Annotated in this window: 22 protein-coding genes and 1 pseudogene; 8 read left to right on the top strand and 15 right to left on the bottom strand. The window is 59.9% G+C overall.

Annotation, left to right across the window (positions count from 1 at the left end; all coding sequences use genetic code 11):
* Positions 1-55 precede the first annotated feature (55 nt).
* Positions 56-2518: a penicillin acylase family protein gene (locus AABB31_RS03615; RefSeq protein WP_342075809.1), complete on the top strand. Its 2463-nt coding sequence runs from the start codon at positions 56-58 to the stop codon at positions 2516-2518.
* 72 nt (positions 2519-2590) lie between these two features.
* On the opposite strand, the gene hflX is transcribed toward AABB31_RS03615, so the two are convergent.
* The 9 genes from hflX to dusB form a co-directional block, all read right to left on the bottom strand.
* On the bottom strand, positions 2591-3895 hold the full coding sequence (hflX, locus tag AABB31_RS03610; protein ID WP_342075810.1) for a GTPase HflX: 1305 nt from the start codon (positions 3893-3895) through the stop codon (positions 2591-2593).
* A gap of 2 nt (positions 3896-3897) precedes the next feature.
* On the bottom strand, positions 3898-4131 hold the full coding sequence (hfq, locus tag AABB31_RS03605) for an RNA chaperone Hfq (RefSeq protein ID WP_007204924.1): 234 nt from the start codon (positions 4129-4131) through the stop codon (positions 3898-3900).
* A 118-nt stretch (positions 4132-4249) separates the two neighbouring features.
* On the bottom strand, positions 4250-5767 hold the full coding sequence (locus AABB31_RS03600) for a TrkH family potassium uptake protein (RefSeq protein WP_373635438.1): 1518 nt from the start codon (positions 5765-5767) through the stop codon (positions 4250-4252).
* Positions 5767-7143: a Trk system potassium transporter TrkA gene (trkA, locus tag AABB31_RS03595; RefSeq protein WP_373635437.1), complete on the bottom strand. Its 1377-nt coding sequence runs from the start codon at positions 7141-7143 to the stop codon at positions 5767-5769. Before trkA ends, AABB31_RS03600 begins: the two co-directional genes overlap by 1 nt.
* Positions 7144-8544: a sigma-54 dependent transcriptional regulator gene (locus AABB31_RS03590; RefSeq protein WP_342075811.1), complete on the bottom strand. Its 1401-nt coding sequence runs from the start codon at positions 8542-8544 to the stop codon at positions 7144-7146.
* A 7-nt stretch (positions 8545-8551) separates the two neighbouring features.
* Positions 8552-10720 carry an ATP-binding protein gene (locus AABB31_RS03585; protein ID WP_373635831.1) on the bottom strand — a complete coding sequence of 723 codons (2169 nt, stop codon included), beginning with the start codon at positions 10718-10720 and terminating at the stop codon, positions 8552-8554.
* A 183-nt stretch (positions 10721-10903) separates the two neighbouring features.
* The gene (locus tag AABB31_RS03580) at positions 10904-12274 is read right to left on the bottom strand and encodes a response regulator (protein ID WP_373635436.1); all 1371 of its coding nucleotides are present in this window, start codon (positions 12272-12274) and stop codon (positions 10904-10906) included.
* Positions 12274-13350 carry an ATP-binding protein gene (locus tag AABB31_RS03575; RefSeq protein WP_342075812.1) on the bottom strand — a complete coding sequence of 359 codons (1077 nt, stop codon included), beginning with the start codon at positions 13348-13350 and terminating at the stop codon, positions 12274-12276. The genes AABB31_RS03580 and AABB31_RS03575 overlap by 1 nt, the downstream gene beginning before the upstream one ends.
* Complete coding sequence (dusB, locus tag AABB31_RS03570; RefSeq protein ID WP_342075813.1) at positions 13347-14348, bottom strand: tRNA dihydrouridine synthase DusB; 1002 nt, start codon at positions 14346-14348, stop codon at positions 13347-13349. Before dusB ends, AABB31_RS03575 begins: the two co-directional genes overlap by 4 nt.
* Before the next feature lie 236 nt (positions 14349-14584).
* On the opposite strand from dusB, the pseudogene ispF reads away from it, so the two are divergent.
* The 4 genes and pseudogenes from ispF to AABB31_RS03550 all read left to right on the top strand — a co-directional run.
* Positions 14585-15076, top strand: a pseudogene (gene ispF / locus AABB31_RS03565) (2-C-methyl-D-erythritol 2,4-cyclodiphosphate synthase); the annotation flags it as partial.
* Positions 15073-15561 (top strand): phosphatidylglycerophosphatase A, encoded by a 489-nt coding sequence (locus AABB31_RS03560; protein WP_342075814.1) that lies wholly within the window; start codon positions 15073-15075, stop codon positions 15559-15561. The pseudogene ispF and the gene AABB31_RS03560, both read left to right, overlap by 4 nt.
* The gene (locus tag AABB31_RS03555; RefSeq protein ID WP_342075815.1) at positions 15558-16034 is read left to right on the top strand and encodes a CinA family protein; all 477 of its coding nucleotides are present in this window, start codon (positions 15558-15560) and stop codon (positions 16032-16034) included. The genes AABB31_RS03560 and AABB31_RS03555 overlap by 4 nt, the downstream gene beginning before the upstream one ends.
* A gap of 153 nt (positions 16035-16187) precedes the next feature.
* The gene (locus AABB31_RS03550; protein WP_342075816.1) at positions 16188-17369 is read left to right on the top strand and encodes an ammonium transporter; all 1182 of its coding nucleotides are present in this window, start codon (positions 16188-16190) and stop codon (positions 17367-17369) included.
* Between the two features lie 49 nt (positions 17370-17418).
* On the opposite strand, the gene AABB31_RS03545 is transcribed toward AABB31_RS03550, so the two are convergent.
* Positions 17419-18702 (bottom strand): MmgE/PrpD family protein, encoded by a 1284-nt coding sequence (locus AABB31_RS03545; RefSeq protein ID WP_342075817.1) that lies wholly within the window; start codon positions 18700-18702, stop codon positions 17419-17421.
* Positions 18695-19138 carry a type II toxin-antitoxin system RatA family toxin gene (locus AABB31_RS03540; RefSeq protein ID WP_342078896.1) on the bottom strand — a complete coding sequence of 148 codons (444 nt, stop codon included), beginning with the start codon at positions 19136-19138 and terminating at the stop codon, positions 18695-18697. Before AABB31_RS03540 ends, AABB31_RS03545 begins: the two co-directional genes overlap by 8 nt.
* A gap of 83 nt (positions 19139-19221) precedes the next feature.
* Here AABB31_RS03540 and hpt point away from each other — a divergent pair, with 83 nt between their 5' ends.
* Both hpt and AABB31_RS03530 read left to right on the top strand, forming a co-directional pair.
* Positions 19222-19770 carry a hypoxanthine phosphoribosyltransferase gene (hpt, locus tag AABB31_RS03535; protein ID WP_342075818.1) on the top strand — a complete coding sequence of 183 codons (549 nt, stop codon included), beginning with the start codon at positions 19222-19224 and terminating at the stop codon, positions 19768-19770.
* Positions 19767-19937, top strand: a complete 171-nt coding sequence (locus AABB31_RS03530) for a hypothetical protein (RefSeq protein ID WP_342075819.1) — start codon at positions 19767-19769, stop codon at positions 19935-19937. Before hpt ends, AABB31_RS03530 begins: the two co-directional genes overlap by 4 nt.
* Here the strand turns inward: AABB31_RS03530 and lipA are convergent.
* The gene (gene lipA / locus AABB31_RS03525; RefSeq protein WP_342075820.1) at positions 19934-20893 is read right to left on the bottom strand and encodes a lipoyl synthase; all 960 of its coding nucleotides are present in this window, start codon (positions 20891-20893) and stop codon (positions 19934-19936) included. The genes AABB31_RS03530 and lipA overlap by 4 nt on opposite strands.
* Positions 20894-21003: 110 nt before the next feature.
* The gene (locus AABB31_RS03520) at positions 21004-22128 is read right to left on the bottom strand and encodes a DUF6456 domain-containing protein (RefSeq protein WP_373635435.1); all 1125 of its coding nucleotides are present in this window, start codon (positions 22126-22128) and stop codon (positions 21004-21006) included.
* 244 nt (positions 22129-22372) lie between these two features.
* On the opposite strand from AABB31_RS03520, the gene AABB31_RS03515 reads away from it, so the two are divergent.
* On the top strand, positions 22373-22669 hold the full coding sequence (locus AABB31_RS03515) for a DUF6477 family protein (RefSeq protein WP_373635434.1): 297 nt from the start codon (positions 22373-22375) through the stop codon (positions 22667-22669).
* 17 nt (positions 22670-22686) lie between these two features.
* On the opposite strand, the gene AABB31_RS03510 is transcribed toward AABB31_RS03515, so the two are convergent.
* Together AABB31_RS03510 and AABB31_RS03505 are read right to left on the bottom strand one after the other, a co-directional pair.
* Entirely contained in the window at positions 22687-24237 is a 1551-nt protein-coding gene (locus AABB31_RS03510; RefSeq protein ID WP_373635433.1) for a trimethylamine methyltransferase family protein, read from the bottom strand.
* A gap of 102 nt (positions 24238-24339) precedes the next feature.
* On the bottom strand, positions 24340-25140 hold the full coding sequence (locus AABB31_RS03505) for a GMP synthase (RefSeq protein ID WP_342075822.1): 801 nt from the start codon (positions 25138-25140) through the stop codon (positions 24340-24342).
* Positions 25141-25186: the final 46 nt, after the last annotated feature.

The raw sequence follows: 25186 nt of genomic DNA, 5'->3' as shown, positions 1-25186 counted from the left end.
AAACAACGCTATATGCGGTGTAAGCCTGTCGCGATAAAACGCACCCGGAGACGATATGGCGCTGATCTTTCGCTGGCTGGTTCGGCTTGCCTCTGCCCTGATATTTCTGACCGTGGCGGCGGTGGTTCTGGCTTATTACTTTGCGTCCAGATCGCTGCCTGACTACAGCGCGGAAAACGAGGTGTCCGGCATCTCGGCGCCGGTCGAGATTGTGCGCGACAATGCCAATGTCCCGCATATCTTTGGGCAAAACGACGCGGATGTGTATTTCGGCCTGGGCTATGCCCATGCGCAGGACCGGCTATGGCAGATGACGATGCTGCGCCGGACAGCCCAAGGCCGCCTGTCAGAGCTGTTTGGCACCCGTACCGTACCCATTGACGAGGTCCTGCGCCGCTTTGATATTTACACACTGGCGGTTTCATCCTTCAACGCGCAGGACGACCAGACCAAGGCCGCCTTGCGGGCCTATTCGGCTGGCGTGAACGCCTGGCTGGCCGAGGTGAACGAGGGCGCGCTGGGACGCGGTGCGCCGGAAATGTGGTTGTTCAATCACGCCATTGCCCGCTGGGAGCCGGCCGATTCCATTGCCATTCTCAAGCTGATGGCCCTGCAACTGACCTCGCATCTGGATAACGAGGTTTTGCGCGCACGGACGTCGCTGCTGATCGAAAATGAACGGCTGCGGGACATCATGCCCGACGATCCCACTGACGGCGTGGCGGCCCTGCCGGAATATGCCGAACTGATCCCCGGCGTGCCTGATTTCACGCCAAATACGCACATGGCGTTTCAGTCCATATCCCCGGTGAAACGCGGCCCGCTGGCTGGTGCCTCAAATGCCTGGGCCGCAAATGCCGCCCGATCTGCCACCGGGGCGACGTTGCTGGCCAACGACCCGCATCTTGAACTGACCGCACCGTCGATCTGGTATCTGGCCCGGCTGGAACTTTCGACCGGTGGCGTCATTGGCGGCACAATTCCGGGCATGCCGATTGTCCTGAGCGGCCGCAGCGCCGATCTGGGCTGGGGCGTCACAACCGCCTATGTCGATGATCAGGACATCCTGATTGAAGAGGTGAACCCCGCCAATCCGAACGAGTATCGGGATGTGACGGGCTGGGTCCCATTCCGGACCCGCGACAGTATCATCACCGTCAGGGACGCTCCGGCGGTGACATTGCGGCTGCGCTGGACGGCGAATGGCCCGGTCATGCCAGCCAATCAGTTTAACCTAGGCACTATCACCCCGCCCGGCCATGTCACATCCATTGCATGGAGCGCGCTGTCGGACCGTGACCCGTCGATGTCATCGGCAATGGCGATCATGCGCGCCCGGACAGTCCGCGAGGCCATCGCGGCAGGCGAGGATTACATCGCGCCGGCCCAGAACCTGACCGTGGCCGACCGCAACCGCATCGCCATGAAAACCGTTGGTGCCCTGCCCGCACGCGATGAAAACCATCAAAGCCAGGGGCGTCTGCCATCCTATGGCTACTTGCCCGAAAACCGGTGGCAGGGCCGCTTCCCCTATAGTGACAATCCTGAATTTGTGGATCCTGATGGCGGGATCATCGGCAACACGAACAACAAGACCATTGATCGCCCCTTTCCGCTGCATGTGTCCCACCACTGGGGCGATACGCAGCGGATCAACCGCTGGCGGCGGTTGATGCAGGCCCGCAATGTGCATACCCGCGACAGTTTTATCGAGGCGCAACTTGATACGGTCAGCTTTGCGGCGCGCACTCTGCTGACGCTGATGGGTGCTGACCTGTGGTACACGGGCGACCCGGCCCCCGATGGCACCCCCGAACGGCGCAGGCAAATCGCCCTTGATCTGCTATCGGCCTGGAATGGCGAGATGAACGAACATCTGCCCGAGCCGCTGATCTATGCCGCCTGGGTCCGCGAGTTCCAGAAACGCCTGATCCGGGACGAGCTTGGGCCACTTGCGCCGGAATTCACCCATGCGGACCCTGTCTTTATCGAACGGGTCTTTCGCGACATTGATGGGGCCAGTGTTTGGTGTGACATCATCCAATCCGCCCCGGTTGAGACCTGCACCGATATCGCCCGTCAGGCGCTGGACGAGGCGCTGATCTGGATTGCCGAGAACCACGGTGAGGCGATCGAGGCTGTCCGCTGGGGTGATGCGCATCAGGCCACCCATGATCACCCGGTTCTGGGTAATACGCCGCTCTTGAACTGGGTGGTGAATATCCGCCAGTCAACCAGCGGTGGGGATCACACGCTGCAACGGGGCAAGACCGCCGGCACGGGTGTGGCACCGTTTCAGAATGTGCATGCGGCGGGCTATCGCGGTGTGTATGACTTTGCCGACCCAGACAGTTCTGTCTTTGTCACGGCCACGGGCCAATCCGGTCACCCGCTCAGCCGGTACTACGACAATCTGGGCGAGCTGTGGCGCCGGGGCGAATATATTCCGATGTCGCTTGATCCTGACCTGGCCCGCGCTGCAGCGGTGGGCATTTCCGTTCTCAGACCCGCCAACTGACATGCGTTGATCCTGAAGATGGCGCTGTCAAAGCGTTCTTTGGAAACCCGGATCAAGTCACGCAGCGTGAAATCATGACGATGCGCCGGTCGCATCCGTTGTTGTCAGGCGTCTGAAACGCTCTTGCTGCAGGCCGGTCCAGAAAACGGTCAGTTGGTAACCATCCTCATCCTGCTCCTCATCCGTGACAACACCCTGATCAAACAGCCAGGCCCGCGCGCGGCCCTGCGCAAAGCCAAGATGCAATGTCGTCTCGTGACGTGGGTCTTTCAGCTTGTCCGGGATGGCGGCCAGCAAAGGGTCAAGCCCTGCGCCGGTGACCGCGGATATGGCAAACAGATCCTCGCGTCGGTCAGCCTGGGTCAACGTCGCTGCACGCGTATCATCCGGCAAAAGATCAATCTTGTTCCAGACCTCGATCACTGGTGCGTCCTCGCTGACACCAAGGCTTTGCAGGATCGTATTGACGTCCTGGGCCTGTTCCTCGGTCTGCGGATGGCTGATATCGCGGACATGGACAATCAGGTTGGCGTCCAGCACTTCTTCCAATGTGGCCCTGAAAGCTGCCACAAGTTCGGTCGGCAAGTCACTGATAAAGCCCACAGTATCCGACATGATAATTTCATCACCGGCGGGCAGGATGATCTTGCGCATGGTCGGATCAAGCGTTGCAAAAAGCATGTCCTTGGCAAACACCTTGGCCCCGGTCAGCCGGTTGAACAGAGTGGATTTGCCAGCATTTGTATAGCCCACCAGCGCCACAACCGGGAACGGCACCTTGGCCCGCGACGCCCGATGCAGTTCGCGCGTCTTCACAACCTTGGCCAATTGCCTGCGCAAGCGGTTCAGCTGCTCATCAATGGCGCGCCTGTCTGCCTCGATCTGCGTCTCGCCCGGGCCGCCGACAAAGCCAAGCCCGCCCCGCTGCCGTTCAAGGTGCGTCCAGGCGCGCACAAGACGGGTGCGCTGATAGGACAATGCGGCCATCTCGACCTGCAACACGCCCTCTGACGTGCGCGCCCGGTCGCTGAATATTTCGAGAATCAGACCCGTCCGATCCAGAAGTTTGACGCCCCACGCCTTTTCCAGATTGCGCTGCTGGACCGGGGTCACCGGCCCGTCAATCAGCACCAGCTCGACCTCGGCGGCCTTCAGCGCCTCTTTCAGCTCGGCAATCTTGCCTTTGCCAAACAACATGCCGGGGTGAATTTTCGGCAGCCGTACGACATCCGCGCCCACAACCTGCAGATCAGGCAATGCAGCGGCAAGTGCCACGGCCTCCTCAAGGGCGGGTTCAGCCGCGCGGCGCGTATGGTCGGTCTTTAGATCGGGGTGCAAGACCCAGGCACGGGTGATGGGCCGATCGTGTTCAAGCAATACTATTCTTCGCCTTCATAAAGGCTGATCGGCTGGGCGGGCATGATCGTTGAAATCGCGCTTTTGTATACAAGCTGCGATTGCCCATCGCGGCGCAGAAGCACGCAAAAGCTGTCAAACCAGGTAATGACGCCCTGCAATTTGACGCCGTTCACCAGAAAGATCGTTACCGGCACCTTGGTCTTGCGGACATGATTAAGAAATGCGTCTTGAAGATTGGCCTTGTCGGCAGCCATGGCGATCCCCTTTTTTGTTGTTCTTGCGGCCGCGCACCGGCCCCCCGTTGTATTGAGGGCAGTATGTCGCGGCTCATTCGGACTTTCCACCCCCAAAAATGCTATCGGCGTCAGCGGCTTATCGTTCCCAGATTTCCGGGTTGAACAATGCGATGATCGCCAGTGTTTCCAGCCGCCCCAGCACCATGGCCGCGGCCAGAATAAGCTTGGCCATGTCCGGGATGCCCGCATAGGAAATCGGAACCTCGGCGGCGATAGATGCCAATGGCCCGGTTGTGGACAGCGCGGAAACGGCCAATACGGCGGATGTTTCGAACTGCACACCGGTGAGCGACAGCAGGATCATCACCGCCGCAATGCTCAGCGCGAAGAGCATGAAGAATATCCATGAAATATGCGCACCCTGCCGCCGAATGCGCCGCGCCTCTTTCCCGCCGCCGCCAACCGATGAGGGATGCAGCAGCCGTTCCTGTTCGCGTTCGCCATGCCGGTAAAGCGCGTAGATCCGCAAAAGCTTCACCCCGCCTGCCGTGGTTGCAACACCGCCACCGATCAGCGCCATGCCGACAAGAAACAACCCCGGCGTCTCGAGCCCCGACCAATCCGTCGCCCCGGCCCAGTCGCGCGACTCAAATCCGGTGGTCGTCAAAAAGGACGTGACCGTGAACAGCGTGCCCCAGATCGCCTGCCCCATCTCAAGCAGCGTGCTGCCATCATCATCGGCGGCGCCTACGAAATGCCGCAAAAACAGCAGCGACGTGACCACACCGATCAGCACCATGGCGGTCAGAAACTCGGGATCGCGCCAGGTCTTTTGCTGATCCTCGCCGGTCAGCCCGCGGCTGAACGTCAGTCGGGACATCGCAAAGACAAAGAACGCGAAAATCAGCAACTCACCCCAAAACCCGGACGCGGCAAAATAGAGCCCGTTGATCGGCGATATCCCCGACGTGGACAGCGTCGCCATCGCGTGGCACAGGGCGATATAGGGAAACTCCCCCGCAATCACCAATCCAACCCATAAGGCAAATGTCAGCCCTGTATAAATCGGGGTCAGCTTGACCGCGTAACGCGCCAGACGTTCGGACGGGTCTGCGATGCGCGCGATCTGACTGAATGTTGCAACGGCCCCCTTGCCGGTGCCGCCCGTGGCCCGCACCTCGAACCCGCCAAGGTTCATGGGCGCAAAGATCGACACTGCCGTGATCCAGACCAGCAAGCCGCCCAGCCAGCCCACCAGCGCGCGCCACAGGTGCAAGGATGGGGTCAGTCGGCCCGCATTGTCATAGACCGTCGCACCTGTTGTGGTGAAGCTTGATACCATTTCGAACCAGGCATCCATGAAGGTACTGCCCGGAATGGCCACATAGAACGGGGCTGCGAACATCACCGGCAGCGCTGAAAAGGCCGCAAGCAGGGCCAGCAATTGGCTGCGGGCGACGCTTGGCGGGGCATATCCCGCTGTCGCGAGCCCGATCAGCACCGTCAGTAGCGAAAACAGGATGAAGCCGTAAAAGAAGGCCCGCATCGTTGTGAAGTCTTCCATCACAACCGCATGCCCCGCTGGCACGATCATCGCCAACGCACCGATCCCCATCAGGACCACAAAAAATGGCAGGCGCGTGATCCAACCCATCAGAAAAAGTCGATCGAGACCTGCAAAAGCCGTTCGACCTCGGGCACGTCATCGGCCATCGCAAAAATGGCGATCACGTCCTGTTCCTCGACCCGGGTTTCACCGGTTGGCTTGACCACCTTGCCGTTTTTCATCACCCCGCCCACGATCGTGCCTTCGGGAAAGGCCACTTCCTTGATCTTTTTGCCGGCAATTGGCGATGTGCCAAGCACCTGTGCTTCGATCACCTCGGCCTCGGCATCGCCGATGGAATAGACACCGCGCACGCGCCCATGCCGGATATGTCGCAGGATTGATGACACCGTTGTTGCGCGGGGGTTGATATAGGCGTCGATGTCCAAAGGTCCCATCAGCGGCACAAGCGTCGGGTCATTGATCAGACAGATCGACATCGGACAACCCATTTCCTTGGCCCGGACAGAGGCAAGCAGGTTGGTTTTGTCATCATCCGTAACGGCCAGAACCGCATCGGCATTGGTAATCCCCGCCTCATCCAGCAGCCCGCTATTCAGACCGTCACCGTTCAGCACAATCGTGCGGTCCAATGCGTCGGCGGCGCGTTCGGCGCATTCGCGGCTTTTCTCGACCATTTTGACCCGCACCCGTTCGGTCCGGGCCTCAAGCGCTTGTGCAACGCCCAGCCCCACATTGCCGCCCCCGATGATCACAATCCGTTCCTGTTTCGATTGCGTCTTGCCAAAGATTTCAAGGGTGCGGGTCATGTCCTCGTTGTGGGTAAAGATATAGCAATCATCGCCTGCAAATATCTGGTCCCCGGGTGAGGGGACAAACAATACCCCGTCACGCCGGATGCCCACCACAATGGCCCGCAGCGTTGAAAAGAGGTCCGTCAATTGCCGCAGCGGCGTATTGATGACGGGGCAATCCTCGTCAATGATGATGCCCAGCAACTGGGCCTTGCCCTCGAAAAAGCTTTCCGTGTCAAAGGCGGCCGGCGCGGCAAGCCGTTGCAGGGCAGCTTCGGCAACCTCTTTCTCGGGCGAGATCACCACGTCAATCGGCAAGTGATCGCGGCGGTAGAGATCGGCATAAATCGCGTCGAGATAGCTTTGCGAGCGCAGCCGCGCGATCTTGCGCTGGATGGCAAAGACCGAATGGGCCACCTGACAGGTCACCATATTGACCTCGTCGGAATGGGTGGCCGCGATGATCATATCGGCATCCCGCGCCCCTGCCCGATCCAGAATGTCAGGATAGCTGGCAAAACCCGCTATCCCCTGCACGTCGAGCGTATCCGTCGCCCGCCGCACCAGTTCGGGGTTGTTGTCAACAACCGTCACGTCGTTCTTTTCGCCCGACAGATGGCGCGCGATCTGCCAGCCGACCTGGCCCGCACCACAAATGATGACCTTCATCTATGCATCGCCTTCAACATAAGCGACGCGACCGCCGGCCTTGTTGGTTGTCACCACACCCAGCGATTTCAGCTTGCGGTGTAGGGCCGACCGTTCCATGCCGACAAATGATGCGGTGCGGCTGATATTGCCGCCAAACCGGTTGATCTGGGTCAGCAGGTATTCACGTTCGAACAGTTCGCGTGCCTCGCGCAGCGGCAGGGTCGCAAGGCCGCCGCCAAGAACGATCCGCCCCTCTTCGGCGCTGGCCTCTTCCGATGCCGGCAGTTCCTTGGCCGAGATATCATCGCTGCCCTCACCCAGGATCAGAACCCGCTCGACCACGTTTTTCAACTGCCGCACATTGCCGGGCCACAGCATCGTTTGCAGTAATGCGCGGGCGTCATCGGCCAGCTTGCGCAGGGGCAGACCCTGCACCTTGTTGGACAGGGCGATGAAATGTTCGGCCAGGACGGGAATATCCTCGCGCCGTTCCTCAAGCGAGGGCACGGCAATCGGGACGACATTCAGACGGTGATAAAGTTCTTCGCGGAAAGTGCCCATTTCGATCGCTGCGGACAGATCGCGATTGGTGCTGGAAATCACCCGCAGATCAACCTGCACCTTGTCGGTGCCGCCGACCCGCTGGAAGCGCTGATCGACCAGAACCCGCAGGATTTTCGACTGGGTGCCAAGTGGCATATCCGCGACCTCGTCAAAATAGATGACACCGCCATTGGCTTCTTCCAGCAAGCCGGGCTCGACACCGCGCCCACTATCCTCGCGGCCAAACAGCACCTCTTCCATCCGCTCCGGCTCAATAGAGGCCGAGTTCACCGTCACAAACGGTGCAGATGCACGGTTTGAATTGGCATGGATGTAGCGGGCAGCGATCTCCTTGCCGGCGCCCGCAGGTCCGGTCAGCATGACCCGGCCATTGGATTTGGTCACCTTGTCGAGTTGTGATTTCAGCGTGCGGAACGCGGCACTTTCGCCCAGCATTTCGGCGCTGGCAACCTCACCGCGTTTCAGTTCGTTATTTTCGCGCCGCAGGCGTGATGTTTCCATCGCGCGCCGGATCACCACCATCAGCTGGTCAATATTGAACGGCTTTTCGATGAAGTCGTAGGCGCCCTGCTTGATCGCCGCGACCGCGATTTCGATATTACCGTGACCCGAAATGATGACGATAGGAATATCGGGGTGATCTCGTTTGACCGCCTTGAGGATATCAATCCCGTCCATGCTGCTGTCTTTCAGCCAGATATCAAGGATCATCAGCGCCGGTGGCTCTGCGGCGATCTGGTTCATGCATTCATCCGACGTGCCTGCAAGCCGGGTGGTAAAGCCTTCATCCTGCAGGATATCTGCGATCAGCTCGCGGATGTCGCGTTCGTCATCGGTGATTAGAATATCGCCCATAATGCCCTCATGCTGGTATTTTTGTTGTCTGCGACCGTGCCGGCGCCACAGGAAGTTGAATGGTCGCGCAGGCCCCGGCATGGTCTTGCCCGTCAAATGGTGCAGCGTCTGACAAGCTCAGCGTGCCGCCATGTTCTTCGATGATTTTCTTCACGATGGGCAGGCCAAGCCCGGTGCCGCTGTCCCGGGTCGTTACGTAAGGCTCAAACAGGCGGCTGCGATCCTCGGGCAGGCCGATCCCGTTATCCGCAATCGTGACGGTGATCGCGTCAGCATCCCGCGCCAGATCCACCCTGATCTGCGGCTTGAAATCAGCTGGTGCGCCATTTTCGATATATGTTTCCGTGGCTTCGCCCGCATTCTTGATAAGGTTTGTCAGCGCCTGCGAAATCATGGTGCCATCAAGTTCGGCCAGGATCGCCTCGTCCGGCAGGTCGGCTGTGATGCGCACGGTGGGTTGACCTGCGCGCTGCAGGGTCACGGCATCCTTGATCAGTTTCGTCAGATCGCTGATCTTGAGCTGCGGTTCAGGCATGCGGGCGAATTTCGAGAATTCATCGACGATACGGCGCAGATCCGTGGTCTGGCGGACGATGACATCCGTCATCTGGTCCAGCTTCTCGGACTCGGCGCCCACCTGCTTGCTGAATTTCCGCTTGATCCGTTCGGCGGATAGCTGGATCGGGGTCAGCGGGTTCTTGATCTCATGCGCAATCCGTCGGGCCACGTCACCCCAGGCCGCCATCCGCTGCGCGCTGACCAGATCGGTGACGTCGTCAAAGGCCACAACATACCCTTCCAGCGCACCATCGGCGTTGCGGCGGGGGGACATGCGCACCAACAGGCTTTCCTGCTGGCCTTTGCGGACAAGGTTGATCTGGTCCTGCACGCTGTCGCTGCCCGCACTGCGCACCCGGTCAAACAAGGCCCCAAATTCAGGGATAGCTACAGACAGCGCGGTATCGGCCTGTTCGGCCCCAACCGACAAAAGGCGCTTTGCGGACGGGTTCACAAACGCGATCCGGCCATCTTCATCCAGCCCCACCACACCAGATGTGACAGAGCTGAGCACAGAATCGAACAGGCGCCGCCGCCGTTCGGTCAGCCGGTTGGTTTCCAGCAACTCATCCCGCTGTCCTTTCAGCCGGCCGGTCATCTGGTTGAAGTAGTGACCCAGCTGCGAGATTTCGTCATCACCGTCATCTTCGATCACCCGCACGTTCAGATCACCCGATCCGACCCGCTGGGACGCTGACACCAAGCGACCCACCGGCCGCGAGAGACGTTCGGCAAACCACAGCGCCAGCCAGATCGCGCCCAGGATCAGGATCACCGCAAAGCCCAGATAAAGCAGCCCGAACTGAAACAGCAATTGCCCCCGTTCCGACGCAAGTGCCTCGTATTGTTCGACCGTTTCGGTGGTGTCATCCAGCAATGACAAGACGTTGCCATCAACCTCGCGTGTCACATAAAGATACCGGTCGCGAAATCCCGACAGGGGGATCAGCGCGCGGAATTCATTGTTGCGGGGGTCCTCGACAATGGCGATGCCATCCTCATGAGCCAGCGCAAACGCGTCCGCGTCCGGCTTTTCGTAGTCGAATTCGTAGACACCTGCGCCCCGGGCCGCGATCTTGCCGGCGCCGTCCAGCACAAACACCTCGGTCAGCAGCAGATCAATCTGTCCGCGCACATCGCCCAGCACGCGCCGGACCTCGCCATCATCCATGAACAGATTGCGCTGCCGCTCGCGGTTCAGATAGGCCGCCACGGCCTGCCCGTCGCGGGTCAGTTCCTGGCGGTGTTCTTCCTCGTAGGCTTTGGCCGTCGTCAGCGACGTGCGCAGCACATTGCCCACTGGTTCGGAAAAAAGCCCCTCCAGCGCGATAGATATCAAGGTAACGGAAAAGACCGCGACAAGGACGATGGGGATCAGCGCGGATAGTGCAAAAACCCCCGTCAGCCGCAGGTGAAGCCGGGACCCCGCCGATTTCGCCCGGCGGGCCGCGATCATCCGGGCCACCTGCCCCATGACCAGCGCGGTGACGATCAGCACATAGACTAGATCAATCAGCAGAACAGTACGCAATAGATTGGAAGACGCGCCGCGATCAAGCGGGCCTACAACGATATAGGTCGCGGCCGCAAGAATGGGCGCAAGCAGCACCAAACCCATGGTAACCGCGCTGCGCACATGCCGCTGGCGTTGCCACCGGCTGAACCGCCCAAAATTGAGTCCCGATAGGGTACGCCGCACGCGCCAAGCCCTGTTGTTGCCGTGGGCAAGCCCACAATTACCGCCGTTATCCGTGGTCTTTATGCGACGCTGACGCAGCACCGCCACGGTTCTGTTGCGGTTTTACATCAACTTACGGCGCCGTGTCACGCGGATATCGAGATCGGTGATCTTCTTGCGCAGCGTATTGCGATTGATCCCCAGCAGATCGGCACATTTCGCCTGATTGCCGCCAGTGGCCTCAAGCGCGATTTCAATCAGGGGGCCCTCGACCTCCTTAAGGATCCGATTGTACAGACCCGGCGGTGGCAGCACCCCGCCATGCAGATCAAAGTAGCGTCGCAAGTGCTTGGCAACACTTGCAGAAAGCTTTTCGCCCTCCCCGCCCGAGCGGAGCGGCTCTATCGCGGGCTGGTTGCCCAGCACCATCTCGACCTCACTGCGGGTGATCTCTTCTTCGGCGGCGGTAAAGACCAGTCTGCGGACCGCATTTTCCAGCTGTCTGACATTGCCGGGCCAGCTATAGGCGCGGACAAGATCAAGCGCAGAATCACCAAAACGACGTGCCGGTGCGCCGTCACGCTCGGCCCGGGCCAGAAAATGATCCGCCAACAGGGGGATGTCGTCGACCCGTTCGCGCAAGGACGGTACCGCAACGGTCACCCCGCCAAGCCGGTAGAACAGATCCTCGCGGAAGCCCCCATCTTCCATCCGGCTCATCAGATCAAGCTGAGACGTGGACATGATCCGCGGGGCATTGTCACCAAGCGCGTCAAGCATGCGCACGACCCGGATCTGCGCGTCGGGTGACAGATCTGCCACCTCGTCAAACAGGATCGAGCCGCCCTTTGCCTTGCTCAACACCGTCGAGGGGCCGTCCATGCCTTCCAGGTCGCTGGCTGTGACAGTGACAAATGGCAGGCTGCGCCGGTCTGAAAAGTCATGCACAGCGCGCGCAATCAGCGATTTGCCGGTACCGCTTTCGCCTGTGATCAGGACAGGCAATTGCGTGTTCATCACCCGCGCCACAAGACGATACAGCGCCTGCATAACAGCCGTACGCCCCACCAAAGGCAGATCATCGCCCTGTTCAGCCGCGCCATCACTGATCCGGGACATGGGCGCGCGGCGCTTGACCTCCAGCGCCCGGGCGGCGCGTTTCATCAGGTCCGGCAGATCAAACGGCTTGGGCAGATAATCATAGGCTTCCGCCTCGGCCGCCTGAATTGCGGTCATGATCGTGTTCTGTGCCGAGATGACGATCACGGGCAGCCCCGGCCGGACGGCGGCAATCTCTGGCAATTGTTCAAGACCGTTCCCGTCCGGCATCACCACGTCAGAGATCACCAGATCACCTTTACCCTCGTCCACCCAGCGGCGCAGTGTCACCAGCGAAGAGGTTGCGTGCACCTTGCAGCCCGCGCGGGTCAACGCCTGGGTCAGCACGGTCCGGATGGTCCGATCATCATCTGCAACAAGAACGGTTCCGTCCATTATTCTTCTCCTGTGGTCGTGTCTTTGGGCGCGCGCGGCAGCGATATTCTGAACACTGTCCGGCCGGGGACGCTATCAACCGATATCCAGCCGCCAGCATCCCCGATCAGTTTCGAGACAAGCGCCAGCCCGAGGCCGGTGCCGTTTTCCTTGCCCGACACAAAGGGTTCAAACACATCGTCCGCAATGGCCGGCGGCAAGCCCGGCCCGTTGTCGATAATCTCGACCTGCAATGGCAGGCTAGCCTTTGTGCCATCCCGGCGTTGGACCCGCAGCGACCCGTCATAAAAGGTGTGCAGCCGAATTTGACCGCCTTCCTTGGTGGCCTCTGACGCATTTTTCAGAAGGTTCAGAAACACCTGCAAAAGCTGGTCGGCATCCGCAATGGTCTGGGGCAGCGACGGATCGTAATCCTCGACAATCAGCATATGCGCGCCAAAACCCACAGACGCGGATTGGCGCGCCCGTTCCAGCACGTCATGAATATTGACGGGTTTCAGAACCGGTGGGCGCAGGTTGCCAAATTGCTCGACCTGTTCGAGCAGTTTCACGATGCGCCGGCTTTCTTCGACGATCAGATCGGTCATTTCCTGATCTTCCGCGCTCAGACCCATCGACAAGAGTTGGGCGGCACCGGTGATGCCGGCCAGCGGGTTCTTGATTTCATGCGCAAGCATTTCCGCCATCCCGATGGCGGATTTGGCGGCCTTGCCCGAGGAATGATGCTGATTGATGCGGCTGGCAATCTCGCGCGGGCTGATCATGACGATCATCGTGGCCGCGTGCCCCTGCAAGGGCGCAAACTGCACATTGCAAAGCATCGGGGGCCGCTCGCCATTGCCGACCAGCACGTCGTTGACGAATAACGATGTCCGGTTGTCGCGCGCGCGGGCAAAGGGCCCCTCAAGCGGCGCGTCAATCATCACATTTTCCCAAAGCTTGCGCCCTTCAAGCGCCTTGGCCGACACATTCAGAAAGCTTTCGGCCGCCGGGTTGCACAAGGTGATCGCGTCATCTGCGTTGATCATCATCGCAGGCACCGGCAATGATGACCAAAGGGCCGTGTCCACAATCATGCCGCCACCAATGCCTGCAGGGCGTCAGGCAGATCACGCAGCACCCTATCAGGTGTCGGATGGGTCAGGATGGCCTTTCGCAACGGCGCCGGTGTGGCCGCATCATCCATATACCACCCCAGATGTTTGCGCGCGACCTTGCTGCCAAGGGTCTGGCCATAGAAAGACAGCATCGCCTCGTAATGTCCGCAGACCAGATCCACCAGATCATGCCCGCGCGGTACACGCGGCATTGGCAATCCATGCAGGCTGGCCGCTACCTGCGCCAGCAGCCATGGTTTGCCCTGCGCACCGCGCCCGATCATCACGCCATCTGCCCCCGATTGGGTCAGCGCCTTGCGGGCCGTTGGCGCGTCGACAATATCGCCATTGGCAATAGCCGGGATCGTCACCGCATCCTTGATCGCCCGGATCGCCGCCCAGTCGGCGGACCCTTTGTAAAACTGGCACCGGGTGCGCCCATGAATGGTGATCAGCTGAACGCCTGCCGCCTCGGCCCGGCGGGCGATGTCGGCCGCGTTCAGGCTGTCGCTATCCCAACCCAGCCGTGTTTTCAGCGTCACGGGCACATCAACGGCATTTACAACGGCCTCGATCAACGACAGCGCGTGATCGGGCGTGCGCAAAAGTGCCGACCCCGAATATCCGTTGGTCACCTTCTTGGCGGGGCAACCCATGTTGATATCAATCATCGCGGCGCCATTGGCCGCGACCATGCGCGCCGCTTCGGCCATCCAATGCGCCTCGCGGCCGGCAATCTGCACCGCCGTTCCCGCCTGATCAAAGCCCAGCTCGGCCCGTTCCCGCACCCCGGGTTTGGCCTGCACCATCTCTTGCGAGGCGACCATTTCGCTGACAACCCAGCCTGCCCCAAAAGACGCGACCAATTGCCGAAACGGCAGATCCGTGATCCCCGCCAGCGGCGCAAGCGCAACCGGTGGCTGCAAGGCCACATCATCAAGTTGCAGGGAATCGTCTAGCGCCAAAGAAACAGTCATCCGCTTAAAGGGTGTGCGTGGCGCTATGGTTATTGAAAATTCCGTATCCCCACAACGGAATGCGACAGCGCGGATGCGTGAAAAGCAGCATGTGCCTAATTTTTGGGCGTTATGGGTGTACGCAAAGCAGATTACGCATTGGCGGGCATGGGATCATGCCCCGCAGCAGGACTGGACCTTCCGACCGCATCGGGCGATGAAGGACCTCAAATCAGCCCGCAAGGCGCGGCGCAAGGATGGGGCAATCCATGGATGTAAGATGCGGGAACGGGTATGACGTGCATCGGTTCGGGCCGGGCGATCATGTCTGGCTATGCGGTGTGAAGCTGGCCCATACCCGCGGATTGCAAGGACACTCAGATGCTGATGTCGGCATGCATGCAGTGACCGACGCGATCTATGGCGCGTTGGGCCAGGGTGATATCGGGCAACACTTCCCGCCGTCGGACCCGCAATGGAAAGGTGCGGCAAGTCATATCTTTCTGGAACATGCAGCAGGGCTTGCTACCGATGCAGGTTTCCAGATCGGCAATGTCGACTGCACGCTGGTTTGTGAATACCCCAAGATCGGGCCGCATCAGGGGGCGATGCGCGCCACACTGGCCGCGATCATCGGGATCGACATCAACCGGGTCAGCGTCAAGGCCACAACATCTGAACGGCTCGGGTTTACGGGTCGCGAGGAAGGGATCGCCAGCATCGCAACTGTCACGTTGCTGAAACCATGACCCACCTGATTGCCACCTTCTTTTACGTCGGACATATGCGCCCCGCCCCCGGCACCTGGGGATCGCTGGCCGCCCTGCCCGCCGCCTGGGTAATTTATGTTCTGAGCGGTCCGTGGGGGCTGGTGCTGGGTGTTTTGGTCAGCGCGGGGCTGGGCTACTGGGCGACGGTTGTGGAAACACGCGGCAAGGCCGATCATGACCCCTCGGAAATCGTCATCGACGAGGTTGCCGGGCAATGGATCGCGCTCCTGCCCATTGCCTTTGGCGCCGCTGCCAACGGGGTGGCGATCACGGCCCTATGGCCGGGATGGATCGCCGCGTTTGTGTTCTTTCGCCTGTTTGACATCACCAAGCCCGGGCCGGTGGGCTGGGCCGACCGGAAGGACGACGCCGTGGGCGTGATGCTGGACGATCTGATCGCGGGCGTAATGGCGGCGATTGTCGTGATCATGCTCGCCGGCCTTTATCACGTGGTGCTGGTGTGACGGTCGCCAAGCTACTGCAGGTTGCCCGCACCAAAGGGCTGATGATCGCAACCGCAGAAAGCTGCACCGGCGGTATGGTCAGTGCAGCAATCACGGATATTCCGGGAAGCTCGGCCATTTTTGACCGGGGCTTTGTGACATATACGAACGCGGCCAAGACACGGATGCTTGGCGTCGATAGCGCGACGTTAACGGCGCATGGCGCCGTGTCCGAACCGGTCGCTGCGCAAATGGCCCAAGGTGCGCTGACCCATTCAGACGCGCAGATTGCTGTCGCCATCACCGGGATCGCAGGACCGGGCGGGTCCGACCACAAACCCGAAGGGCAGGTTTGCTTTGGGTTGGCATGGCGTGGCAATGTTCGTACCGAAACGGTCGCGTTCGGGGCACGCGGACGGGCCGCTGTCAGACGGGCAGCAACGGAACATGCAGTCCAACTGCTGCTGCAGGCCGCAGATCAACACGACGGTTAATTTATAATCTTTTACGCAAAATAGTGCCGCATTATTGGGCGATATGTGTATTGCCGCATTATTGGGCGGCGCATGCAGCACTTGCCGCTTTATCCGGCAAATCGAATCCGGTCCTAACCCCGCGATAACATCAATAGTCCGTGGGAGTTGACGATGAACGGAGCAGATACAGCGTGGATCATAGTGGCCACAGCCCTTGTCCTCTTTATGACATTGCCGGGGCTTGCCCTGTTTTACGGCGGGCTGGTGCGCGCCCGCAACGTGCTCAGCGTGTTTATGCATTGCTATGCGATTGCCTGCTTGATGAGCCTGCTTTGGTTTGCCGTCGGTTACTCCATCGCCTTTGGCGGATCGGACAACGGATATTGGGGCGGGTTAAACAAGGCGTTTCTGGCAGGCATTGACGCCGACACATTGGCAGGCACCCTGCCCGAGATCCTGTTTTTCGCCTTTCAGATGACATTTGCGATCATCACCCCGGCACTGATTGTCGGCGCCTATGTGGAACGGATCGGCTTTGGCTTTGTGTTGCTGTTTTCCGGCCTTTGGATGCTGCTGTGCTATGCGCCGGTTGTTCACTGGGTCTGGGGCGGCGGCATGCTGGCGGATGGCGGCATCTTTGGCGCAGATGGCGTCAAGGACTTTGCAGGCGGCATCGTGGTGCATGAAACGGCAGGTCTGGCCGCTTTGGTGCTGGCGATCTTCCTTGGCGCGCGCAAGGATCCATCCAAGCCACCGCACAATCCCGGCATGGTCATGATCGGGGCTGCGATGCTGTGGGTCGGCTGGTTCGGCTTTAACGGCGGATCACAACTGGCCGCTGACGGTGGCGCGGCCATGGCGCTGACGGTCACGCATATTTCCGCCGCCGCCGCATCACTGTCCTGGGCGTTGTGGGAGCGGATCAAATTCGGCAAGGCATCGCTTGTGGGCATGGTGACCGGCACGATTGCGGGGCTTGCATCCATCACCCCAGCCTCTGGTTTTGTCGGCCCGATTGAGGCGCTGATCATCGGCGCTGTTGCCGGTATCCTGTGTCAGGAAGCGGTGAACCTGATCCGCAATGCGTTCAAGATCGACGATACGCTGGATGTCTTTGCGGTCCACGGCGTGGGCGGCATCTTCGGGACACTCATGATCGCGCTGTTCGGGGCGGGCTCATGGGCCGCGCAGCTGGGCTCGCTTGCGATTGTGGGCGTATTTACGGTGGTCGTCACGGTTGTGCTGATCTTCATCTGCCGTCTGGTCATGCCATTGCGCGTTGACGAGGATACGGAAACCACAGGCCTTGATCTGGCCGTGCATGGCGAACGGGCCTACGAGTTCAACAGCTAAGGCATTTGCCCCATCACATCCAGAAGGCGTCCCATCCGGGGCGCCTTTTTCATGCGGGGGCCGTCATCAACGCGGTCAGCACACTGACCGGTTGGTCCGCGTCGTCATGGACAGCCGTCCAGATCCGTTCCGCCCGCACGGCCCCGATCAACGCGGCTAACTTACGGCGCAACCGCGCCCCCCGCTCCGTCGTCTTTTGCGGCGCCAAGATATCATATGAAGCCGTTGCAACCATGTCTGGTCCGCGCACCGTGACCGTGGCAGCTGTTTCCCCAAGCCCGGGATCCGCACTGACTTGCACCTTTTGCATGGCCGCGATCACGGCATCGTTGCGCAAATGCCTGTCTGCATATGTGTCCAATGCAGCCGTATCATAGCCTGCAGCCGCCAGCGCAAGCGCTGCCTTGTAGCTGAACTTGGCCTCCAGCCCGGTTGCCGGGGTCTGCAGGTTACAAACCGACATCCACCTCGGGTGAACCGCCACATCAATACGCGTCGACGAGCCCCGTTTTGCGGGATCAATCGCCGCAAAAGCCTCGAGCGCGGCATGCAGGCCATGGCAGCAAGCGTGGTATTTATGACTGATCTCAGGCATCAGAAAACCAGCCGGGGCCGTGCCATATTCCCCATGATGGGTCGCGATAAAACCTTGCGGACCATCCCAGCCGTCGGGATCAGAGATGAAGCCATGACCGGCCAATAACGCGGCTTCTACCCCGTTGCTGGCGGCTATTCCGGCGTTGAATGATTTCCCGTCAGTGCCGAATTGGGACTTCATGCCGCTGGCACGGGTACTAGCCAGCCCAAGCGCATGCATATGTTCCGTCGGATCAACCGAAGACAAAAGCGTCGCCGCAAGCGTTGCCCCAAAGGTCCCCGCAGTCGCGGTCTGGTGAAAGCCGATCTGGTAATGCGCCCGCCCCAGGGCAAGGCCGATGCGGATCGCACCTTCGCAGCCTGCAAGTGCTGCGCGGGTCAGCGCGCTGATCGGGCTTCCCTGTACCTCCGCAATGGCCAGTGCGGCAGGTAGCACCCCAACAGACACATGGCCGATATGGGCAAAATGCGTGTCGTCATAGTCCAGCACATGCGAGGCGACACCGTTGAATAACGCAGCCGCGCGCATCGGCATGCGCCCACCACCAAAACAGGCTGCATCGGCTGCCCCAGCTTCGGCCCGCAACATCGCGGCCAGCTTTCGTGGGGCAGGCTCATTGCATCCCGCGATCCCGCAGACCATCCAATCGACAATTGACAGGCGCATTGCCGCAAGCGCCTGATCGGTCGGCGGCGCGGTCGCGTCATTATAGATGGCCGTCGTCAGGTCACCCATGCAACTCTTTCGCCCGCCGCTCGAACGAGCGGACGACGCGCTGCATCGCCTCGTTGAAGAACATCCCGGCAGCACCCTGCAACAGGCGGTTCCGGAACTCGAAATCAACGAAGAATGACACTTCACAGCCCCCGTCAACATCCTTGAAATTCCACTGGCTTTCCATGTGCCGGAAGGGGCCATCAAGGTATTCGGTATCAATCTGGCGTGCGTCAGGGCGCAGTACAACACGACTGCCGAACCGTTCGCGGAACACCTTGAAGGAAATGACCAGATCCGCCAGCATCACGGTCTTGTCGCCCTCATCCGTGACACTGCGAATGCGCGCAGCCGCCGTCCATGGCAGGAATTTGGGATAATTGGCAACATCCGCAACCAGATCATACATCTGATCTGCGCTATAGGGCAGGAATTTCGTCTCGGAATGGGTCGGCATGGATCGGCTTTCGCGGGTGACTTCACCCATGGATGTCTTACAATCGCCCCCAAGATCAACCCAAGAACGAATGAGACGTCGCCATGCCGCACCGCCCCTATGTCATAGACGAGATGATCAGTGCCAAGGCGATTGCCGCCCGGATCGAGGATCTGGCCCGCGAAATACGAACCGAGTTCGCCGATACCGACAAGCTGGTGGTCATCGGCCTGTTGCGCGGCAGCTTTGTTTTTATCGCCGATCTGGTGCGCGAGCTGGATCTGCCCGTCGAAGTCGATTTTCTGGAGGCATCAAGCTACGGCGACGGGATGGAAAGCAGCCGCGAAGTGCGCATTCTCAAGGACTTGCGGGGCCAGATTGAGGGGCGCGATGTGCTGATCGTCGAGGATATCGTTGATACCGGCCACACGCTGGCGCATGTGACCGACTATCTGCAAACCCGTCATCCCGCCCGCCTGCGCACCATTGCATTGCTTGATAAACCCGCCCGCCGCGAGGTCGATTTCAAGGCCTACTGGACCGGCTTTGAAATCCCCGACGCGTTTGTCGTGGGCTACGGCATCGACTTTGCCCAACGCAACCGGAACCTGCCCTATATCGGCAAGGTCCGTTTTGTTGATGATGCCGCATGAACCCGATCTGGTTCTTGCGGGCAAAACGCTGGGCGCAGCACCCGCCATCCGCCAAAAAGGTCAGGTTTGTTGCGGCCATACTGGCGATCTGCGTGGTTCTCTATGCGATTGATGCGGCTTTCGGCTGGCCAGACGCGCTGACCCCGAACAATCTGCGATCCCGCTAGCTGACGCCAAGCTTTTTGTTGCGCGCGGCGCGCAGCCGGGCGAAATCATCGCCTGCGTGATAGGATGACCGGGTCAAAGGCGTGGCCGACACCATCAGGAAACCCTTGCCATAGGCGGCCTTCTCATAGGCTGCGAATTCGTCGGGGGTGACAAAGCGATCCACTTTGTGGTGCTTCGGGGTCGGCTGGAGGTACTGACCGATCGTCAGAAAATCAATGTCGGCCGCGCGCATGTCTTCCATGACCTGAATGACCGATTGGCGGTCTTCGCCCAGGCCGACCATGATCCCGGACTTGGTGAACATGGACGGATCAAGCTCTTTCACCCGTTGCAACAACCGCAGTGAATGGAAATATCGCGCGCCCGGGCGCACCTCTGGATACAGGCCCGGAACGGTTTCGAGGTTGTGATTGAAGACATCGGGCTTTGCATCAACAACGATCTTTAAGACGCTGTCATCACAGCGGATAAAGTCAGGTGTCAGAATTTCGATGGTGGTGCCGGGGGACTGGCGGCGGACCGCACGGATCGTTTGGGCGAAATGCTCTGCCCCGCCATCCTCGACATCGTCGCGATCCACCGAGGTAATGACCACGTGGTTCAGTCCCAGTTTCTTGACCGCATCAGCCACGCGCCCGGGTTCAAAAACGTCCAGCGCCTCGGGCGGTTTGCCGGTGGCGATATTGCAGAAGGTGCAGGCCCGCGTGCAGACCTCGCCCATGATCATCATCGTCGCATGGCCCTGCGACCAGCATTCGCCGACATTCGGGCAGCCGGCCTCTTCGCAGACGGTCACCAGCTTATGCTCGCGCATGATATCGCGGGTCTGCTTGTAGCCATCCGAGGTCGGGGCCTTGACCCTGATCCAGTCGGGCTTCTTGGGCTGCGGCGCATCAGCGCGCCGCTGCTTTTCGGGATGGCGTTGAGCCGGGATTTTCAGATCGCGCGTTGCCACGATAGGTCTCCGTCTTGCACATTCCTTAGCTAGCGCTGCAGGCGCCGAATGTCCAATGGTCAAGACCAGATGCAAGGCGGCATTGCGAGCAGCGCATGCATGCCCTGCCCCTACCCGATCATCGGCCCATAAGGTCCTTGCGTTTCGTCATAGTGACGCATCAGCCGATGCAGCGCGATGCGCAGGACGATCTTTCCCGACCGGGCCGACCAGCCCATGTTCTTTTCGGTCTGCTCCAGACCTTCCAGATAACAGCAGCAGCGCAAGACCACATCACCCAGCCCCGGCCCAAGATCAACAAGGGCTGCACGCACCCGCGCCCGGGCCGCCAGTGACCCTGCAGGCCCGTCTGTGGGGATCTCCGGCCCCTCATCCGTAACAAAGGCATCCCAGCTTTCGACCGGCTCCAGCCCGATCTGGGCCAGTTCGTAATCTTCGCGCAATCGCTCGCCTGCGGCGACAAGGTCTCTTTTCAGGAAAGGTTTGCCATCGCGGTCCTTGCGGCGGGCCAGCCCGACCAAGGGGCTTTCGGTGGCGTAATACCGGCTGGACTGGCGCGGCGTTTCTTCGATTTCCTCAAGATGCCAGCTTGCATCATCGTCAGTTTTGGCGCGCCGGTCATGAAAACCGCCCGCCTTGTTTTCGTCTTCGGCGACAAGACGGCGCAGCGCGGCGCGGCCGGTATTGGTAATGAAATAGCGCGCAATGCGGGCCGACGGGTCAGGACAGGTGATCCAGTCCTTCAACGCCATGGCCTGGGCGATCTCGCGATCAACCACGGCGGTGCGCAATTGTTCACCCGCAATTGTATCCCTGACAACAACGGCTGTTTCCATCTCGCGGGCCACCGCAAGAACGGCCCCTTGCTCGCAGAGCCTGCGCAAAATGCGCTTGGCTTCCTGATCAATCCGGGATTGCGTCAAGCTTGCATTTGCTTGCAGCTGATCCCCTTTCCAGCATTCTACATTCATTTTATCCATTTCCCCTCTTGGATTGGAATGACATCGTTGAATTTCTTGGGACAAAGCCTTGAGCGCCGCGTCGATCAATGGATCATCCCGCCGGATCTCGAACCGGCGCACCTGACGCAATATTGTCGATGGATGGCACGCATTCGCCCGCGCCAGCGCCCGGATGGAATGTCCGGCTTCGGTGTGTTCCAGATAGTGTCGCGCTGCTTGGGGGACCCAAACAGGCAAATATCCAAGGCCCAGCTGGCCCGATTGTGCTGTCATAACAACGCGTCCCTTACCCCAAATCCCTAGACCCAACAGCAACCCGTCGATCACCAAGTGGATCGGCAACACAACCTAGGCGTGTATGGTTACTCAAGTGTTAACGTCATTTTCGTACGACAAGCATTGTTTACAAAAGATAAACAGCGATGACGGGACCGTTCTTAACTAAATCCGATAACGCAACACCCGCATAGCGTGTGCCAATCTGCCGCCGACTCGGATGAAATCGAAAGGACATGCCATGTTGGATATTCATACAAGACTTGCCACCCTCAAACGGCCCACACTGCTGACACGCGCCGTGCGCTTTGGTGTTGATGACTATCGCCGCGACATTCACCTGCGCCGCCTTCTGCAGATTGAAAACCTGCCCCGCCATGGTGACGCCCTGATCCGGTTGTTAGGGATCGAGGAAGAGATCAACGCGCTGCGCCTGGCCAATTCAGCCAATTACAGCCCGGCAGCTCATGTCGAGGTGTTGATCGCCATTTCAGGCGAGGCCCGGTTGATGCAGGCAACCGGACCGCAAGTGATCTAGGGTCCTGATCCTAGGCCCTATCCAAACGCGTCCGGCATACTGGCTTTCTTTTCGGCCACATAGGCGCGCAAATTGGATTCGATGGTGGGATCAAGCATGGGCTGGCGATAGGTTTCCAGCATCCGGGCGACCCGGGCTGTGGCAAGCACTTGTGTATCTCGGGCACCTTCTTCGTCCCAGGTCTCGAAGGGCTTGTAATCCAATAGATCCGACCGCCAGAACGCCTCTTTGAAGTTGGCCTGCGTATGCGCGCAACCCAGATAATGCCCACCGGGACCAACCTCGGCAATGGCATCCATCGCCTGCCCGTTCTCGGACAGGTCCACACCGCGCGCAAAGTGATGCAGGGTGCCCAGTTGATCGGCATCCATCACGAACTTCTCGAACGAGGCGACAAGCCCGCCTTCCAGCCAACCGCAGGCATGCAGCATGAAATTGACCCCTGACAACAACCCCATCTGCAGGCTGTTGGCCGTCTCATAGGCGGCTTGCGCGTCAGGCAGCTTTGAGCCGCAGAAAGACCCGGCCGAGCGATATGGCAAACCAAGGCGACGGGCCAGTTGCCCCGCCCCATAGGTGATATGGCTGGCCTCGGGGGTGCCAAAGGTCGGCGCGCCCGAATTCATGTCAATCGAGGTGACAAACGTGCCAAAAATCACCGGGGCGCCCGGGCGCACCAATTGCGAATAGGCAACACCAGCCAGCACTTCGGCAAGCACCTGGGTCAATGTACCGGCGACCGAAACAGGTGCCATTGCGCCACCCACGATGAACGGGCTGATGATCGAGGCCTGATTGTTACGCGCAAATACCTCAAGCGCGCCCATCATGATGCCATCAAATGTCAGGGGCGAGTTGATATTGATCAGCGAGGTCATCACCGTGTGATCCTGCACAAACTCTTTGCCGAACAGAATTTCGCACATCTCAACGGAATCCTGTGCGCGGCTTGGTTCCGTCACGGCCCCCATAAACGGCTTGTCGCTATAAACCATATGCGCCAGCAGCATATCGAGATGGCGCTTGTTGACGGGAATATCCGTCGGCTCGCAAACCGTACCACCGGAATGGTGCAGCCATTTCGACATATAGCCCAGCTTCACGAATTTTTCGAAATCAGCCATCGTCGCGTAGCGGCGGCCGCCCTCTGCGTCACGGACGAATGGCGGGCCGTAAACCGGTGCCAGCACAAGGTTCTTGCCGCCAATGACAACGTTCCGGTCGGGATTGCGGGCATGCTGGGTAAATTGCGACGGGGCGGTGGCGCATAGCTTGCGGGCCAGTCCGCGCGGGATGCGCACACGCTCGCCGTCAATCTCGGCGCCCGCGTCCTTCCACAGGGCAAGTGCCGCCGGGTTATCGACAAAATTCACGCCGATATCGGCCAGCACAGTTTCGGCATTCGCCTCAATCACATCAAGGGCTGCGTCAGTCAGCACCTCGTAATTCGGCACATTCCGTTCGATATACTTGGCCGTTTCGACGCTGACCGCCGTACGTTCAGCGCGCCGGGCGGCACCACCGCCCCCACGGGCGCGGCGCCCTGTTCTGACTGGAGCATCTGACATCTTTTGTCCTCTTGGCCGACTGGATCAGGATGGTGATAGCCGCTGTATCGCACGCCCCTTGCAAATTTTGCGGCCCCTGCGACCAGAAAACGACATCAACACCTAAAAGAGCCGGAAACTGGCAACAAATGGCAAATGATCCGAGACCTCGTCTTTGAACTTTTCGCGCCCCATATCCATTGTCCAATGCATCGGAAACAGCCGCAGTGACCCGCGGACATAATCGGTGGAATAGGTCCGCGACACGGCAAACCCGTCCAGCAGATTGGCGCGCCCTTTCTCCAGAATATGGCTGAACCGGTCCTGCAAGTCCCAGCACGACACAAAATCCATCAGATCATCACCGCCTAGATGATGAAAGTTGCTGACATCCTGTCCGGGGATCATGTTGAAATCACCCATCAGCATGATCGTCTTGCGCATCGTACCCGGGGTGGCCCGCAAATCTGTGATCCAGTCCCCGATCACCCTGCATTGACTGTCGCGCAGCACTTGTTCTGGCCGGTCTCGGCCCGATTTCAGATGCACCCCGATCACCACCGCAGACAGCTTTCCAACCTTGATATCGACAGCCAGCGCAAGCCTGCCACCGGCATAGTCCCCGTTGGAGCCAGGGATAAAACGCGGATCTGTCACCTCGACCCCGGTTTTGTGCAGAAACCCGATATGCAGACCGCCGGGTTGCGGCAAGATGGTGGTGGTATAGTGCACCCCGTATTGCGCGATCTCGGCTGCCAGATCGTCAATATAGCTGGCCGGGTTAACCTCAACCAGCGTGACGAATTCTGCATCAAGCAGTGCCAACCCCTTGGCCTGATTGGCCCGGCGGGCCGCGCTGATCCGCCCAAAGCCCGCCAAATTCCACACGGCCACGCGGGCCAGCGCATGTTCAAATGAATGCATGTCAATCTCCGTACTTCCCCAGGATCGAGGCTAGCACGCTATTGCG

It is taken from the genome of Yoonia sp. SS1-5 (assembly GCF_038443705.2).
Taxonomy (GTDB): Bacteria; Pseudomonadota; Alphaproteobacteria; order Rhodobacterales; family Rhodobacteraceae; genus Yoonia; species Yoonia rhodophyticola.
Note: the sequence above shows the minus strand (reverse complement) of the source record. Positions and strands in the feature narration are given on the sequence as shown.

Coding starts and splice junctions, on each gene's coding strand:
- AABB31_RS03615 (WP_342075809.1), top strand. CDS start 56: ATGGCGCTGATCTTTCGCTGGCTGGTTCGGCTTGCCTCTGCCCTGATA.
- hfq (WP_007204924.1), bottom strand. CDS start 4,131: ATGGCTGCCGACAAGGCCAATCTTCAAGACGCATTTCTTAATCATGTC.
- AABB31_RS03600 (WP_373635438.1), bottom strand. CDS start 5,767: ATGGGTTGGATCACGCGCCTGCCATTTTTTGTGGTCCTGATGGGGATC.
- trkA (WP_373635437.1), bottom strand. CDS start 7,143: ATGAAGGTCATCATTTGTGGTGCGGGCCAGGTCGGCTGGCAGATCGCG.
- AABB31_RS03590 (WP_342075811.1), bottom strand. CDS start 8,544: ATGGGCGATATTCTAATCACCGATGACGAACGCGACATCCGCGAGCTG.
- AABB31_RS03585 (WP_373635831.1), bottom strand. CDS start 10,720: ATGGGTTTGGTGCTGCTTGCGCCCATTCTTGCGGCCGCGACCTATATC.
- AABB31_RS03580 (WP_373635436.1), bottom strand. CDS start 12,274: ATGGACGGAACCGTTCTTGTTGCAGATGATGATCGGACCATCCGGACC.
- AABB31_RS03575 (WP_342075812.1), bottom strand. CDS start 13,350: ATGATTGTGGACACGGCCCTTTGGTCATCATTGCCGGTGCCTGCGATG.
- dusB (WP_342075813.1), bottom strand. CDS start 14,348: ATGACTGTTTCTTTGGCGCTAGACGATTCCCTGCAACTTGATGATGTG.
- AABB31_RS03560 (WP_342075814.1), top strand. CDS start 15,073: ATGACCCACCTGATTGCCACCTTCTTTTACGTCGGACATATGCGCCCC.
- AABB31_RS03550 (WP_342075816.1), top strand. CDS start 16,188: ATGAACGGAGCAGATACAGCGTGGATCATAGTGGCCACAGCCCTTGTC.
- AABB31_RS03545 (WP_342075817.1), bottom strand. CDS start 18,702: ATGGGTGACCTGACGACGGCCATCTATAATGACGCGACCGCGCCGCCG.
- AABB31_RS03540 (WP_342078896.1), bottom strand. CDS start 19,138: ATGCCGACCCATTCCGAGACGAAATTCCTGCCCTATAGCGCAGATCAG.
- hpt (WP_342075818.1), top strand. CDS start 19,222: ATGCCGCACCGCCCCTATGTCATAGACGAGATGATCAGTGCCAAGGCG.
- AABB31_RS03530 (WP_342075819.1), top strand. CDS start 19,767: ATGAACCCGATCTGGTTCTTGCGGGCAAAACGCTGGGCGCAGCACCCG.
- AABB31_RS03520 (WP_373635435.1), bottom strand. CDS start 22,128: ATGACAGCACAATCGGGCCAGCTGGGCCTTGGATATTTGCCTGTTTGG.
- AABB31_RS03515 (WP_373635434.1), top strand. CDS start 22,373: ATGTTGGATATTCATACAAGACTTGCCACCCTCAAACGGCCCACACTG.
- AABB31_RS03510 (WP_373635433.1), bottom strand. CDS start 24,237: ATGTCAGATGCTCCAGTCAGAACAGGGCGCCGCGCCCGTGGGGGCGGT.
- AABB31_RS03505 (WP_342075822.1), bottom strand. CDS start 25,140: ATGCATTCATTTGAACATGCGCTGGCCCGCGTGGCCGTGTGGAATTTG.